Here is a 15902-nt window from a genome sequence, read left to right as displayed (position 1 = left end):
AAAAGGATTTGAAATGTTTAAACGCATAGGACTAATATCAATTGCCTTATCTTTAAATACTATCTCCTTCACAAGCGAAGCCTGTTCTGCCTTGGTTTTTAATAAAAACACGCCCGCAACTGTTGCAGTCAATTTAGACTGGAAATATCGAGAAGGAACTGTTGTTATTCACCCACGTAATACTCTGATGGTCTCCAGTGTGGATTATCACAGCATGCATCCATTGATCTGGAAAAGCCAATATGGGAGTGTCATATTTCACGGCGGAAATCGCTTTAAAGCAGGACCAGCTGCCGATGGAATGAATGAAAAAGGTCTTACCGCTTCAATACTCATGCTAGATTCATCAAGTTATCCAAGTAATTCAGAGCTTCCAGCTTTGAAAACTACTGAATGGGTCCAATATATCTTAGATAACTTTCAAACGGTGCAAGAAGTAATAAATGACAGTTCAAATTATCAATTAGTAGCAGATACCTACAGAGGGGTAACCATGAATGTTCACCTGATAGTGAACGATGCTGAGGGAAAATCTGCTGTTTTTGAGTACCTTGATGGTAAATTAGTGATTCATACTCAAGATAATATGACTCCACCAGTACTAACCAATACAGACTATAAATCGTCATTGGCTCTTCTTGAAGAATACCAAGACCATGGTGGCTCTAAAGCTCTACCAGGTGGATATGATTCCAATTCCCGTTTTGTAAGAGCAGCACATTATCTGAAAAAACTCCCCAGCTTTATTGCTAAAGAAGAACATATTGCTTACGCTTTCAACGGTCTAAATGTTGTTACTCAAGCACCTGGCACTTCTTCCCCAACCCAACTGAGTATGGTTTTTGATATCCCTGCCAAAACGATTTATTTCCGCAGCATTAATGAGGCTTCATTAAGAGTCATTTCAATGGATAGCATTAATTTTGATGATCTCTATCAACCTATAGCCTTGAATGCATATCAACATTTCTCTGGAGAAGTAGTAGATAAATTTCAACCCATGATTGGATAGATTGCTTCTCGTTTTATCGTAACCCGGGCTTAGCGCAAGCGAACCCCGGGAACTAAACATAATTGAATAGACCTCTTGCATAACCTGATTATTTCGCTTTAGGGCAAGGCGCAAACGTTTTGAGGAGCGGAGTTTACATGTAGTAAATGAGCACCGCAGAAACGTTTGCAACGCAGTAATAAAACTAAAGAAACAGGTTATGCAAGAGGTTTAATAAAAATTATGGTTATACCCTTTTCTACTAACATTACCAAATATTATTCCCACCCAATCAATCAAAATCGAAATTAATTGTTTATAATTAAAGATACCCTTATTGCTATGTGCCCAGGGATGAAGAATCATGCACTTACCCCGCATATGGTATTTTGTAATATTATTCTTTGCCATCACCTCAATTGGAAGATTAATTGCAGCGCCGTCAGCTTCGTCAAGTTCCGAACAATGGTCGGATGCCATCATCGTTTCTGATCCTTGTCCTTATGTTTGGGATAAATTGCCAGAAAAATATAAAAATATGATCAATGTCGGAGGGGTTACAATCGACGTCAAAACCATATTTATGACAAAATGCAATGAATACCGGGACGAGCTGATAGAAGAAGCAAAAAAACCGATCACTGCAATAAAAGCACAGGCGCAAGATCGCTTAAGTTCTGCAATTCAAGAAGCAAAAAATACTTTTTTAAGTTGGGTAGCAGAAAAATTTCGCGATCGCATATTGCCAACTTTACCTGCAGATGTTCGTGACAAATATGATCCAAATTCTCCCCTAATTCAAGCGAAAGCACAGGCTTGGTTAAATCAACCAGGCCAGGAAATCTCTACCTATGTTAACGAGTATATTCAGCAAAATGCGCCGGCGATTGGACAGTTAATTGCCACTTTAATGGATGTGACAGAGGGTGAATCCGCTCAAATTATCAGTGGTATGAAGGTTATATTGCAAAAAGCACAAAATCGATTAAACCAGTTGATAGCTGCCAAACAGGAAATAGAAGCTAACCCGGACACACCTTACACCGAAATATTGCAAAAACATGGTTTCAGTGGCACCTGGATAGACAAGTTTCAGCAATATGAAGGACAAATTAATGCATTTAATGCAGCCACCAACATGAAAACCATTGTATATACAACCATTGATGCTTTTCAAACCGACGATCCCAAAATGAAGATTGAAAAAATGTTTGACATCATGGATGCAATAAGCTCAGCTGCTTCTGGCAGCAAAGTTCCTATCTTGGCTTTGGTTGGAGATATCGTCAACAATATGGCGCAAGTCGCTAAAAAAATGCTAAAAGAAGTCAATGCGCTGGGAGAAATACTAAAAAAAAGAGCTGGATATTGTGTAGGTACCGGTGCACCTGGTGATGATGTCCGTTCAAGAATTCTAGATAAGCGTGGGATTCTTGCGTGTCCTTTATCTCATGACACTTTACCATGGAAACATATCTATGAAACCGTTGAGCCGCAACAAGGATTAATTTTATTCTGGGATGGAGAAAAATTCATTGACGGACAAGCAGAAGGAGGTAGCAAAGCGGGTCTACAACAAGCGATGCAATTAATGAGTGGGGCAAAATCACTTGGATATCAGGTCAATACAAGCGACATTGCCAGTATTGCAGCAGTGTATAACACCCCAGGTGGAATCCCTAAGTTAATGAACGAAGCCCAAAAAGTCATGACGGAACTATCCCATCAGGCACGTCGCTTACAACAAGCAATGGGTACAAAGGGTAAATGCTCGCCTGAGCAGATCATCAAACAGGTTGAATCCATGACCGGTTTGAATTTGGATCAATTTTTAAAAGAAATTGAAGCAAACGGATTAAGTCGTTTAATAATCACCTATGCTGCTTCTTATGTAGCGAAAACAGGAGGGTTTGGAGATGCAGGAGCTCAACGGAGCAACGCCTATGATCGATATCGCAATATTTGGGAAAAAATTAAAGACATCCAAATAATGATTGTTGATGGTGAAGTTCGCAGTCAACAGTCACCACAAGAATCATGTATTCAATGTGCCCAAGCTCACATTGATGCTAAAGTGACTGGAGGAGTCGAAGTACGGGGATGTGAAGTATGGCAAGCTGATAACTATGGAAACTTTGTCATGCACATCATTGGTACATCTAAAACCACAAGTGTCAGCTTATCCGCTCGGGCAAAGGAAGCACAAAGTGAAACTATAACTATTCAACTCAACGCAGGTACACAAGCCGTGAAATTATTAGTGCCGCTACCAAAAGAGGATGAACAATGCCCAGACGATTTCCCTCTGCATCCAAAGATATCTTCGTTAGCCCAGTTAAATACGGCGATTGAACAACATAAAAAAGGTTTATTTGATTTTGCAGAGTGTTCAGATTTATCTAAAAAAATAACGTCTTCCTTACAAGAATTAGAAAGTCTTCAAAAACAGGTATCACAAGGTCAAGCAGCTCTTCTAAGCTGTAATCTAACTCAAATCAATGAAGCGATAGAGGGATTATCACGATTCAATCAGCCTTTGAGTAATGATATCAATACCAAACTAATGGGGAAGGCTGAAAAATTAAAAGAAAAAGAGCAAGCCATTGAGGCAGCTATGGCTGAAATAAAACAAGAAGCCTATGAAGTGGCATTAACTCATCTACAAAATGCTAAAACTATATTACAACAAATCAATTGCCCTACTGACTATATTGATGAATTAATTAAAAAGGTAGACGGATTTAACAAAGCTCAAAAAGACCCAAACTCTGCTTTAACAGAATGTCAATTAACATCAATTAATACCACATTAGAATACATCGACGATAAACCAGAATACGCCAAATTAAAAACAGATCTTCTCCAAATTAAAGAAGCCTTGTCCTTATTAAAGCCAGCAAATAATGCCTATAAATCAGGTGAAATTGATTCAGCGGCCAACTTGCTAAATCAAGCACGTGCAAAATTGGCAGGTTTTTGCCCGGAAATTATTAAACGAATTGACGACAGTTTGGAGAAAATTAAAAATTTGCATCGTATAAAAAGCAGAATTCAACAAGCTATTCTGGAATGTGATAAATCAACACTTGAAATAGCATATGCTCGCTTAACAGATAAAGCCAATCCTTTCTTAAAGGCCATGTTGCCTAGTGTAGAAAAAGCGTTGGAAGATTGCGCGAAAACGGATGCCTTGAAGCATTGCAAACAAATACATGGTGAACATGTTATCGCACTGAAAACCGCAGGTACCTTTAATTGTGTTTGTCAAGAAGGCTATGTTCTCAGCAGCGATAGCAATATTTGTATCGAACAGAAAAAACCTTCAACCATTGAAGACGGCCATCCAGTTTGTCAAAATAAGTATGGGGAAGGAGCCTATGCGGTTAAGATCAATGACGATGGAACATTCAATTGTCAATGTAAAACAGGCTATATCTGGCATGGTACACCAATGCAATGCGTAGTTCAGAAAATTGAGCATGGGCATCCCCTCTGTCAGAAGCTGTATGGAGAAGGCGCTTACGCATCCAGTATCAATCCCGATAGCACTTATAAATGCTTATGTAAAACGGGTTATATTTGGCATGATGCTTCAAACAGATGTGTCGTTCAAACGACTGAGCATGGTCATCCTGCTTGCAAGCAAAAGTATGGTAAAGGTTCCTATTCGGTAGGCATCAATCAAGACGGTACCTTTCAATGTCAGTGTTCAAGCGGTTATCGGTGGAATAGCGGACAAACCCAATGCATTCGTATCACCATCAAGGATGGCCATCAAGTGTGCCGAAAAAATTATGGCAAAGGTTCCTATGCAGTAGGCATCAATCCTAACGGCAGTTACCAATGCCAATGCAAGAGCGGATACATTTGGACCAGTGGTCAAACATATTGTCGAAGAATAACGAAACAAGATGGTCATCGTGCCTGTAAACAATATTATGGTAATCAATCCTATGCCATTCGTTATTTAGGTAATGGTAGATGGAGATGCTATCAACCACAGCAATTAACCTGCCCAACAGGCTATTATCTTGCCAACGATGGACTTTGTTACCCTTATCAACGCCCGCAAAGCGACGAATGCCCTCCAGGCTATCATCGTAAACCCGGAGGGCCTTGCCATGCTAGTTAACGTGAAACTGAGGCAAAAAATGTTCCCATGAAGGAGTTTAAATAAATTAACTGACTGAATTAAAAACATTTTTTAACAAAGAGATTGGGGTTTTGCGTAAGTCCTGATATGTTTTGTAATAACATCAAATATTATAAGAGTTCTAATGCATTAGTAACAAGGAGGGGTAATGGACGCAAAGAATGAATATGAAAAATCAAGAAACTATTTTACATTATGGAACAAGCAACTCAAAGACAATATCCTGCTCGATCACTCATGCCTGATGCATACCTACCGAACCTATTTTCCTGATGAACCAGACTTTATTCGTCAATTGAGTCAATTTTCCAAAGACGTAGTTGAAGAACTAGAGCCCGTTGTGATGGAAAATAATCAAGACAATAATTTACCTAAAATTGAGCAATACAATGCCATTGGTGAACGGGACGATCGTGTGATCCACCATCCATCTTATATTCGAGCTGGTGATGTTATTTACGGTTCCAATCTTATGCAATATTTGCTTCAACAAGGACAAATGAAAAAAACTTTGAGTTTGTTTTTGCTCTCGTCTCATGCTGGAGAAGCTGGACATAACTGCCCTATTGCTTGTTCCGCTGGAGTAATGCGTGTATTAAGTAATTATTCGCAATTAGAGCATACTCCTTATTATCTGAATAAATTAACTCAACCTTCTTTCAGTAACAATTTTACTGGTGCCCAATTTTTAACTGAAATTCAAGGTGGCTCTGACGTCGGTGCCAATGCTACCCGCGCCTATCAAGATGAGAAAAATCAATGGCGCATCTTGGGTGAAAAATGGTTTTGTTCGAACGCAAATGCCGATTTAATTTTGATGACCGCTCGTTATGATCAAGAAATTCCTGGGACAAAAGGATTGGGTTTGTTTTTGGTACCCAGCAGATTGGATGATGATCGTCCCAATCACTATAGTCTTCGACGGTTAAAACAAAAAATTGGTACCCGCTCGATGGCAACAGCGGAAATAGATTTTGATGGAGCCTTAGCATACCCAATGGGCAACATTGAAGAAGGAATTCATTTAGTCATGGAAAATGTGTTGCATTTATCCAGGATATTTAATGCGTTTTCAGTCCTGGGAATGTCCCGACGTGCTTATCAAATTGCCTATTATTATGCTAAAAATCGCCCTGCTTTTAACCATCAAGTTATTGAGTATCCTCTGGTAAAGGAAACTTTAGCCAAAATAAAATCAGAAAATCTGGTCATGCTGGCCAGTGTGTTTCATATGGTTCATTGTCAGGATGAATTGGATGCTCTCCCACAAGATAAACAAACAAAAGCGCAACAGCTCTTATTGCGGACTTTAGCTAATATCAATAAATATTTTACTGCCAAACGTTCAGTGGAAAATATACATCATTGTCTTGATTTGCTAGCGGGCAATGGAACTATCGAGAATTTTTCTTCATTACCACGATTATTGAGAGACTGCATAGTATGTGAAAATTGGGAAGGAACTCATTTCACATTATGGATGCAAACACTTAGGGATATGCATAAATTTGCAATTGATGAATTATTCATCGCTCATTTGCAGCAGCTCTGGGAACAAGTTCATGATTTAAATCCTCATAAAACATTACTTCAGGAAAAGATAAACGGTTTAGCTACAACAATAAAAACAATGAAATCGAGAAATCATGAGGAACAAAGTTTGCTTATAAAAGAAGTCATAGAACATATGGCGTCCCTTCTTGCCGCTTTATGCCTGGCTATAGAGATACAGAAAGATCAATCACCTGAAGCAAAACAAGCTGGATTAACTTTATTTATTAATGATCATATAGCAAGTTGTTCGCTTAAACACGGCGATTATATGAAAATACTAAATACAATAGTTGGTTAATCCTCCACTTCAAAAATATCAATCGGCAGGTTGGGTCGTTTTGGCCTGACCTACTTGCTGCTAATACAATATTACAAAGTATTGCACAACATTTTGTAAATATTTTTCTCTGTAAAGAGAATATTTTCGATCATTATGACTCATATCGATTTGTCTTGTAAAAGTCAATCAGTGTGTTGCTCCACTTTCTCATGGTTTTTGGTCGGCTAAGCACATACCATTAGCAGACCATTGTTCGCTACCAACACAATGATGGCAATAAAACAGCCCTGAAGGATCGTATTTTTTCTTGATCTGCAGCAACCGCTGATAGTTTTCCCCCCAAAAAGCCTGTTGCCAATCAGGTTGAAAATAATCTGCTTCATTGACGTACGTACCTGCACTTGGTGTTGCATCTCTGAAGCGTTTTATGGCATGACTGATGTTTAAAACAGTTTGCTTCATTGACTCTGCATCTGGTTCATGCCCGGCAACACCAGGATAAACCTGGTTATCGCTTGCTGACATAATTAGCAGAGCGACTGCGTTATGCAACGCGGGATTGACCGCCGTATTACGGCTTTGAGTCAGAACATCTTTGGGAGATCCGGCTAATCCTTTGTTGACATGCATGGTTATGGCGCCTGCACGTGAAGCTTGAAACAGCAAATCGGTCAACTCCTTGGCATGCGTTTTATCAAACAAAGTAGTCGACAGCCACCAGGATTGATAAGTATACCAGTAATTAAATGCTTCTCTGCTGTTTGGAGTCCACCAGAACTGACTGATGCCATTCTTGATAGTTCTGTTTTTAGTCACCATATCCGGGAAATATTTTTGCCAATACTGCAAATCCCAAAGCTTGTGAGGAGGGATAGGGCGAAATTTGGTTTTCATGGTATACAAATCAGGATGCTCATTGATCCATTTTTTGAAAGGTAGCCAAGTGTTAGTCATTTCACGTTGGTCTTTACCCTGAAAGACAAGAAAAATATTAATGGTGTTTTGGGCGGTGAACGACAACTGTTCTCCCCAATGTTCATTATTGAGTTGGTGATAATAAAAAGGCATGAAACGATCAATCAGTTTTTTATAAGCAGCATCGTTTTTGGCTGTAATACTTCCTTGCAAGAACCCTACGTAATTGGGAAGTTCATGAGTTTGAAATGTTATATGAGTCACAATGCCATACGTTCCGGATCCACCGCCACGTATAGCCCAGAACAAATCCTGATTTTGGCAGCGGTTGGCTATAACGATTTGCCCATTGGCCGCCACAACTTCAGCCTGAACTACCCCTGCCGCACCAGTACCGTATTTTTTGGAAAAACTACCGAACCCGCCGCCCTGGGTAAAACCACCGGCGGCGCCGACCGTGGTGCAGCCGCCTCCTTGAACGTAACGACCATGTTTGTTAGTTGCTTCATCGTAGGCATCAATCCATTGGGATCCAGCACTAACGGTGACAGCAGGTATACTTTTTTCTTTAAGAGAGCAACCTTGGGGAATGAAATTAGGGTCGAACGTAACCTGACGCATTTTGTGCGTCCAGACCAATAAAGAATTGGCAGCGTTTGAACGTCCAAGATAATCGTGCCCGGTGCCTTTAATGACGATTCGTAAGTGGTGATTGCGAGCAAAATTGACGGCGGCGACTACATCAGCGGTTGTTTGAGCCTCTATGGCATAGGCACTGTTCTGGTATTGCCAGGCTCCTGCCCAACCTTGACTTTGTGCAACACCTGGGTCATCAGACAGATAAAATGGGTTATGAATCTTGAGCAGAGCTAAGGTGCATTGGGTACTTTGTGCATCTTTTCTGCATGGTGCCAACACTGATATGGGCTTGACAAGGCGTCCAGTGAGCTGTTTTGCCAAATCTTTCCATTCTTTATTGGTGGGCCAACAAGGCTCATTGGGTTGACAGCGGCAGACTGAGGTCGTTTGACGTGTTGCCAGAGGAACTTTGGCATTCACCAGATTACTAATGATACCCAAAATAATGAGGGTACTTAACCATTTTAGTGAATTGTGATAAATCATGACACTCCTTGTCAGAAAATAGTAAAAATCCTCGGATTATAGGCAATGAACCTTAAGTTTACCTCTTGTTGCTAAATAATACCAAATGAGTCCGAAATTTTTTAAACCCCGCCCTAAAAATGTTGTAACCATCAAACAAAAACACAGCTCTCTGCATAGAATGCTTTCGCCCCTGATTAATAAATCAGGGCTTATGAAAAATTTTGTGGTCGTGCCAAAAAATGTTTTGAATGAGGGAATTTAGATAAACCAAATGACCGAGTTCAAAACATTTTTTAACAAAGAGATCGAAGTTTTTCGTAAGTGGTGAATGTCACTCTTCCTAATCAATTTCTTAAAGATATCCGTAGTTCGATTGCAGTTACTCCATCACTCGAACTACGATTAGGGTCACTGAGCGATAGAAGCTAAAGGCTTTACAACATCATAAGGAAGCTGACTCTTACTGTCTGGCTCATTTATTTGACAAGCACTCAGAGCTTGGAGAAATTCCTTATAAAAATTGTGTTCCCCTATCAGTTTCACAATTCCCATTTTACGAAGTTTCTTTTCAACTGACGGATTAGCCCCACTTAATAAGACTCTTACTCCACGTTTGTGCCAATTCAAAATAGTTTCTTCCATGGCCTGTAAACCAGTGATGTCCATAAAAGGAACCCAGCGCATTCTGATGATCAAAACTTTAGGGTCAGTATGAGTGCTGGCCAATGCACTCTGAAATGTTTCAACAGCTCCAAAGAAAAATGGACCTTCGATAACGTACACCATAACCCCTTCAGGTAGATCAACCTTTTGTTCTTGTGCCAATTCCTGGGACAATTGCTCTTCTGACATACGCTGAATTTCGATGCTCTTAACCATTCGGCGCAGGAAATGCAATACTGCAATGATGACACCGACATTCACTGCAACGACTAAATCAACAAACACTGTAAGACCAAAAGTAACCAGTAAAATAACTACATCAGACCTTGGTGCCACTCGGATTAGTTTAATAAAATGATGTACCTCACTCATATTCCAGGCCACCACAAATAAAATAGCGGCAAGTGCTGCAAGTGGCACATTCACTGCTAAAGGCGCAAGGAATAAAATGACTAGGATTAAAGTAATACTATGAATAACTCCTGACAAAGGACTATTTCCTCCATTGCGGATATTCGTGGCTGTACGAGCTATTGCACCGGTTGCTGCAAAACCGCCAAATAAAGGTGCTGCAATATTGGCTATTCCCTGACCAACTAATTCTCTATTGGAATCATGTCTGGTTCCACTCATCCCATCAGCAACTACAGCAGATAACAAGGATTCTATTGCACCTAACATCGCAATGGCAAAGGCTGGCCCAATCAATTCAATCAATCGGGCTGTTGTAATTTCAGGCCAATTAAAAGCAGGCAACCCCTGTGGTATTCCTCCAAACATACTGCCAATAGTAGCAACGCCATCAAAATGGCCCAAAGTCTGTATAATAGTAACGAGAACTAAAGCGACCAAAGGACCTGGAATACGTTTTAATCCTGGCAATTTGTTAGAGTACAGCACAATAATTAAAGAACAAATACCCAAAAAAGTAGTTGCGATATTTAATTGAGGAAAAGATTGAAGTAAAGTCCAAAGTTTCTCATGAAAATGTCCACTTCCTGCTGAAGGCAAACCAAAAAAATATTGCCACTGCCCAACCCAAATAACCACAGCAATTCCTGAAGTAAACCCGATGATTACTGGACTAGGGATGAATTTAATAATGGATCCCAAACGCGCAATACCAAAAAGAACCAATATAAAACCGGCCATTAAAGTAGCTATTTGTAATCCTGAAATGCCATATTGGGCCGTTATACCGGCAAGAACAACAATAAAAGCACCGGTCGGACCTGCAATTTGAACCCGGCTTCCCCCCATAATTGAGACTATTAATCCTGCAACAATTGCTGTATATAATCCCTGCTCAGGTTTAGCACCAGAAGCTATAGCAAAAGCCATTGCCAGAGGTAAAGCAACCACACCAACAATTAGTCCTGAAATGATATTCTGCAACCAGTATTTTTTTTGAAATAAGCCCGCCTGATAGGACTCAATGATTGTTTTCATAAATAATGACCTAACTCATCGAACATGGCCATTATTATACACACTTTGCACAAAATTACGCTAATTTTTTATAATATTTATTGCTTTAATTCACATCTTGTTCCGCATCTAATATGATATACGCTTTATTACCGGGATAAGCTACCTATTATGACACTTACGGCATTAAACGCGATTTCACCCATAGACGGTCGTTATATTAATAAAACCAGGGCATTAAGTCCTTACTTTAGTGAATTTGCCTTAACGTACTATCGATTAATGGTCGAGATCAGATGGCTTGAATCATTGGCAAGTAACGATACTATTCCTGAAGTACCCAAATTAGATGATAAGACCAGGAAGTTTTTATCTGATCTCATTGCCAATTTTAGTGAATCAGAAGCTGAAAAAATAAAAGAATTTGAGAGACAAACGAATCATGATGTAAAAGCCATAGAATACTACTTGAAGGATAAATTCCAGGACAATGAACAACTCAGACCTATTGTCGGTTTCATTCATTTCGCCTGTACTTCAGAAGACATCAATAATTTAGCCTATGCTTTAATGATTAAACAAGCGATAGCGCAAGTCATACAACCCACTCTCGCTGAGATCATGGGAAGCATCACTCTCCTTGGAAAACAACATGGTGACATTGCAATGCTCTCGAGAACTCATGGTCAACCAGCAACACCAACGACTATGGGCAAAGAATTGGTAAATTTTGTGGCCCGTCTTAAACGACCCCAACAACAATTAGCCGAAGTATTAATTCCAGCCAAATTCAACGGAGCGGTTGGTAATTACAATGCTCATGTAGCAGCTTATCCGGAAGTGGATTGGCGTAAGCATTGTGCTAATTTTGTTACATCCTTAGGCTTATCCTTTAATCCATACACTACTCAAATTGAACCTCATGACGGCATAGCAGAAGTCTCACAAATTATGGTGAGAATTAATAATATCCTCCTGGATTACACTCAGGATATTTGGAGTTATATTTCTCTTGGCTATTTTAAGCAGAAAACAATCGCTGAAGAAGTAGGATCTTCGACCATGCCACATAAGGTAAATCCCATCGATTTTGAAAATGCTGAAGGTAATTTAGGCCTGTCCAATGCCTTATTTCTTCATTTTGCCAATAAATTAACTCAGTCGCGTTTGCAACGAGACTTATCTGATTCTACTGTCTTACGTAATCTAGGTGTCGCTTTCTCTTATAGTTTAATTGCTTATTATTCAATAGCCAAAGGTAATGACAAATTGCAAATCAACAAATCGGCTCTGCAAAAAGATTTGTCTGAAAACTGGGAAGTTTTAGCAGAAGCCGTTCAAACGGTCATGCGCCGCTATAACGTGCCAAATGCTTATGAACAATTAAAAGCCCTTACCAGAGGGCAAGTCATAGATGCTGAAAACCTTAAACGATTTATAAAAACCCTGTCTATTCCCGATGAAGCAAAAACAGAGTTAATAAAATTAACCCCAGAAACTTATACAGGTCTTGCAACCCAGTTGGTAAAGGCTTTTTCATGAATGAGACCCTATCTCAACAAGGACTATCATTTGAATTTGATGTTCTTGTCATTGGGACAGGATTAGCGGGATTACATTATTGTTTACAGCTATTGGGCATCCAACCCAAACTAAAAATTGCATTAATTAGTAAAGCAGAATCTATAGAGTGTAATAGTCGCTATGCCCAGGGAGGAATTGCTGCTGCCATTTCACCAGAGGACTCGCTGGAGTCCCATATTTCGGATACTTTACTAGCTGGCGATGGATTGTGTTACTCACCGGCCGTCGAGTTTATTATCCGCCAAGGGCCGGACATTATAAAACAGCTCGATGAGTATAAAGTGCAATTTAAAAAAGAAAGTGATGGTCGATTTCACCTTGCAAAAGAAGGTGGCCACTCCCACCGACGTATTTTTAATTGTGGTGATCAAACCGGCTTAACCATAACTGAAACCCTCAATCATTTAGCAAAGCAACATCAGCAAATTCAGTTTTTCGAACACCATGTAGCAGTTAACCTGATTACCCAATACCATCCTCACAGAACAGATAATCAAGGTGAGGTATTAGGTGCATACATACTGGATTGCAAGCACAATCGCATACATACCTTTCTGGCCAAATGCGTTATTTTGGCTACAGGAGGCGCAGGTAAAACCTATAGATATACCACCAATCCTATGGTTGCGACAGGAGACGGTGTAGCGATGGCTTACAGATCCGGGGCCCGTGTGGGCAATATGGAGTTCTATCAATTTCACCCTACTCTCTTGCATCACCATACTCTCAATAATTTTTTAATCTCCGAAGCAGTTCGTGGTGAAGGTGCGTTACTTAAAAATCCTGAAACAGGTGAGCGTTTTATGAAGCGATACGCTCCTGAGCAACTCGAGTTAGCGACAAGAGATGTTGTAGCAAGGGCTATTTTTAGTGAAATTGAGCAAAGCCAGGCCGGCTACGTGCATCTTGATATTTCTCACCAAAGTAAATCGTTCCTGAAAAAACGTTTTCCACAAATTTATGCCACGCTGTTATCCATTGGGATTGATATGAGCCAGGATATGATTCCAGTAGTCCCGGCTGCCCACTATCAGTGTGGAGGGGTACTTACTGATGTGGATGGACGTACTGATCTGAGGCGTTTGTATGCGATAGGGGAAGTGGCTTTTACTGGCCTGCATGGGGCGAACAGACTCGCGAGTAATTCTTTGCTTGAAGCTTTGGTCATGGGCTCAAATGCCGCACGCTGCACCCTCAAAGACATTGCTTCTCCTTTGAAATTTATTGATCCTGTTCCTAACTGGAGCTCGCCGGGAGAAGTCAATGCGAGAAGAGCCAGCCAAATCAATGCCCAATGGCGAGGATTAAGAGGTGAAATGACCTCTTATGCTGGCATTGTTCGAACTGAAGCAGGACTTCAAGATCTACTACAATTAATAATGAAGCGTAAGAAAATTATTGAAGAATATTACTGGAGGCATTGTATTACGAGAGACTTTATTGAATTAAGGAATATAATACTCAATGCCGAATTGATTGTTAGAGCGGCTCTTTCCAGAAGGGAATCACGTGGCGGACACTTTCGTGAAGATTTCCCCAATAAAAACACAAAAGCTCAAGAAAGTATTGCCAAACTAGGAGCAGTGGACAGTTCATTAGGGTAGCTAGATAGGACCTTATTCCATAACAATCAAGCTAAGGAAATTTATTGGCATTGAATGTACAATAAAGTCTTAAATATGTCATTCCCGTGAAGGCGGGAATGACAGTGTATTTATAAACCCTTAGCTTGACAGCAGTGGATTATGCTATGAGCAATGATAATAATTGACCTCACCGTAAACTCTTGCAGAAAGCAAATAAAGTAATGAGGCAAACTAGATTTCTCCATAAATCCCATAGAGGTAGATTTAATGTTTAAAAAATCAACTACTTACCAACCAGAGGCCACCTTGATGTCCATTCGGAATGATATGGCCATCTGTCAAAGTGATTATCCCCTGGATTGGTATCAGGAAGATTTTATTCCTTATGCTCAAGAGTATCAGGCTCTGCCGGATCGAAAGCTCACTACGGTGTTAAACTGGATGAAACCTTATCTGATTAAGGCCCAAAACCATTTCGGGGATCGGTTACTGCTTCTGGCGCATTACTATATGGGTGGAGAAATTGTACGATTAATTGAACAATTCGGAGGCAAAATTGGTGACTCTTACCAGTTAGCATTAATGGCTGCAAATAACCCTGAAAAATCCGTCATAGTGGAATCAGCGGTGCATTTTATGGCAGAGTCCATAAGCATTTTGGCTAATGAGAATCAGCAGGTTTACATTACGAATCCCAAGTCTGGATGTACGATGGAAATGCTTGCCAAAGACTTTATGGTAGAACCTGCTTTCCTTGATTTAAATGAACGCTACGGCGCTGAGAATATTTTGCCCGTTTGCTACATGAATACCTCTGGTCGTGTGAAAGCGATGACTGGGGCACAAGGTGGGGCTGTTTGTACAAGCTCCAATGTTAAAAAAATTTTCCAATGGGCTCAAAAACAAAATAAAAAAATTTTATTCATTCCTGATCAACATATGGGAGAAAATGTCGCTTATTGGTTGGGCATTAAAAATCTGGCTTATTGGCCAGGAGGAACGGCAGGTGCAAACTATTCACTACCTGAGCAAGATAAAAAAACTCTGGGGCAATTTGATAAAGCCGATTTAATTTTATTTGCCAGTCAATGTGCAGTTCATACTCATTATCAACCAGAAATGTGTGAATATTGGAAAAGTCAGGGGTACACAACCATAGTTCACCCTGAATGTCGTAATGATGTCATTAAAGTAGCTGACCATGCCGGCTCCACGGCGTTCATATGGGATCAAGTCGTGCATGATAAGGACGGTACAAGACACTACGCCATAGGCACTGAAAATCACATGGTGGAAAACTTGAAACAATATTGTAAAACACTTGGAATTAGTGTTGTAAACCTTGCTGAAGCGCCCCAAAATAATGCAGATAAAGGAGTTGGGTGTGGATGTGCTACCATGTCTCGCAATGATCCTCCTCACCTCGTAGCGCTTCTCGACTTACTTCGCCAAGGCAAATCCATGTCTTATAATGAAGTAAAAGCCGGTGACGTAGTCAATGAATTTACTGGAACAAGAAACAGACTGCCTGTAAGTGATCAACAGTGGGTTATAAATAATGCCAAAAAAGCTCTGGAAATGATGATAAATATTACAGAAGACAAGATTTAATATATTATCCGACGCAATTGAAGCTCACTT

General features: G+C 40.1%; 8 protein-coding genes. 6 read left to right on the top strand and 2 right to left on the bottom strand.

Annotation, left to right across the window (positions count from 1 at the left end):
* The first annotated feature begins 13 nt into the window (after positions 1-13).
* From ACZ5EK_RS04235 to ACZ5EK_RS04225, 3 genes are all read left to right on the top strand, one after another.
* The gene (locus ACZ5EK_RS04235) at positions 14-1012 is read left to right on the top strand and encodes a linear amide C-N hydrolase (RefSeq protein ID WP_464431557.1); all 999 of its coding nucleotides are present in this window, start codon (positions 14-16) and stop codon (positions 1010-1012) included.
* A gap of 343 nt (positions 1013-1355) precedes the next feature.
* Entirely contained in the window at positions 1356-5123 is a 3768-nt protein-coding gene (locus ACZ5EK_RS04230) for a hypothetical protein (RefSeq protein WP_464431556.1), read from the top strand.
* Positions 5124-5292: 169 nt separating this feature from the next.
* Complete coding sequence (locus ACZ5EK_RS04225) at positions 5293-6996, top strand: acyl-CoA dehydrogenase family protein (RefSeq protein WP_464431555.1); 1704 nt, start codon at positions 5293-5295, stop codon at positions 6994-6996.
* A 189-nt stretch (positions 6997-7185) separates the two neighbouring features.
* Here ACZ5EK_RS04225 and ACZ5EK_RS04220 read toward each other — a convergent pair whose 3' ends face one another.
* Both ACZ5EK_RS04220 and ACZ5EK_RS04215 read right to left on the bottom strand, forming a co-directional pair.
* Positions 7186-9018: an FAD-binding oxidoreductase gene (locus ACZ5EK_RS04220; protein ID WP_464431554.1), complete on the bottom strand. Its 1833-nt coding sequence runs from the start codon at positions 9016-9018 to the stop codon at positions 7186-7188.
* 390 nt (positions 9019-9408) lie between these two features.
* Positions 9409-11112: a SulP family inorganic anion transporter gene (locus ACZ5EK_RS04215; protein WP_464431553.1), complete on the bottom strand. Its 1704-nt coding sequence runs from the start codon at positions 11110-11112 to the stop codon at positions 9409-9411.
* Positions 11113-11262: 150 nt separating this feature from the next.
* On the opposite strand from ACZ5EK_RS04215, the gene purB reads away from it, so the two are divergent.
* From purB to nadA, 3 genes are all read left to right on the top strand, one after another.
* Positions 11263-12633: an adenylosuccinate lyase gene (gene purB, locus ACZ5EK_RS04210; RefSeq protein ID WP_464431552.1), complete on the top strand. Its 1371-nt coding sequence runs from the start codon at positions 11263-11265 to the stop codon at positions 12631-12633.
* On the top strand, positions 12630-14279 hold the full coding sequence (nadB, locus tag ACZ5EK_RS04205; RefSeq protein WP_464431551.1) for an L-aspartate oxidase: 1650 nt from the start codon (positions 12630-12632) through the stop codon (positions 14277-14279). Before purB ends, nadB begins: the two co-directional genes overlap by 4 nt.
* 249 nt (positions 14280-14528) lie before the next feature.
* The gene (gene nadA, locus ACZ5EK_RS04200; RefSeq protein WP_464431550.1) at positions 14529-15872 is read left to right on the top strand and encodes a quinolinate synthase NadA; all 1344 of its coding nucleotides are present in this window, start codon (positions 14529-14531) and stop codon (positions 15870-15872) included.
* Positions 15873-15902: the final 30 nt, after the last annotated feature.

The organism is Legionella sp. JM-2024 (assembly GCF_055389095.1).
The sequence above is the reverse complement of the archived record's forward strand: the minus strand, read 5'-3'. Positions and strand labels throughout refer to the sequence as shown.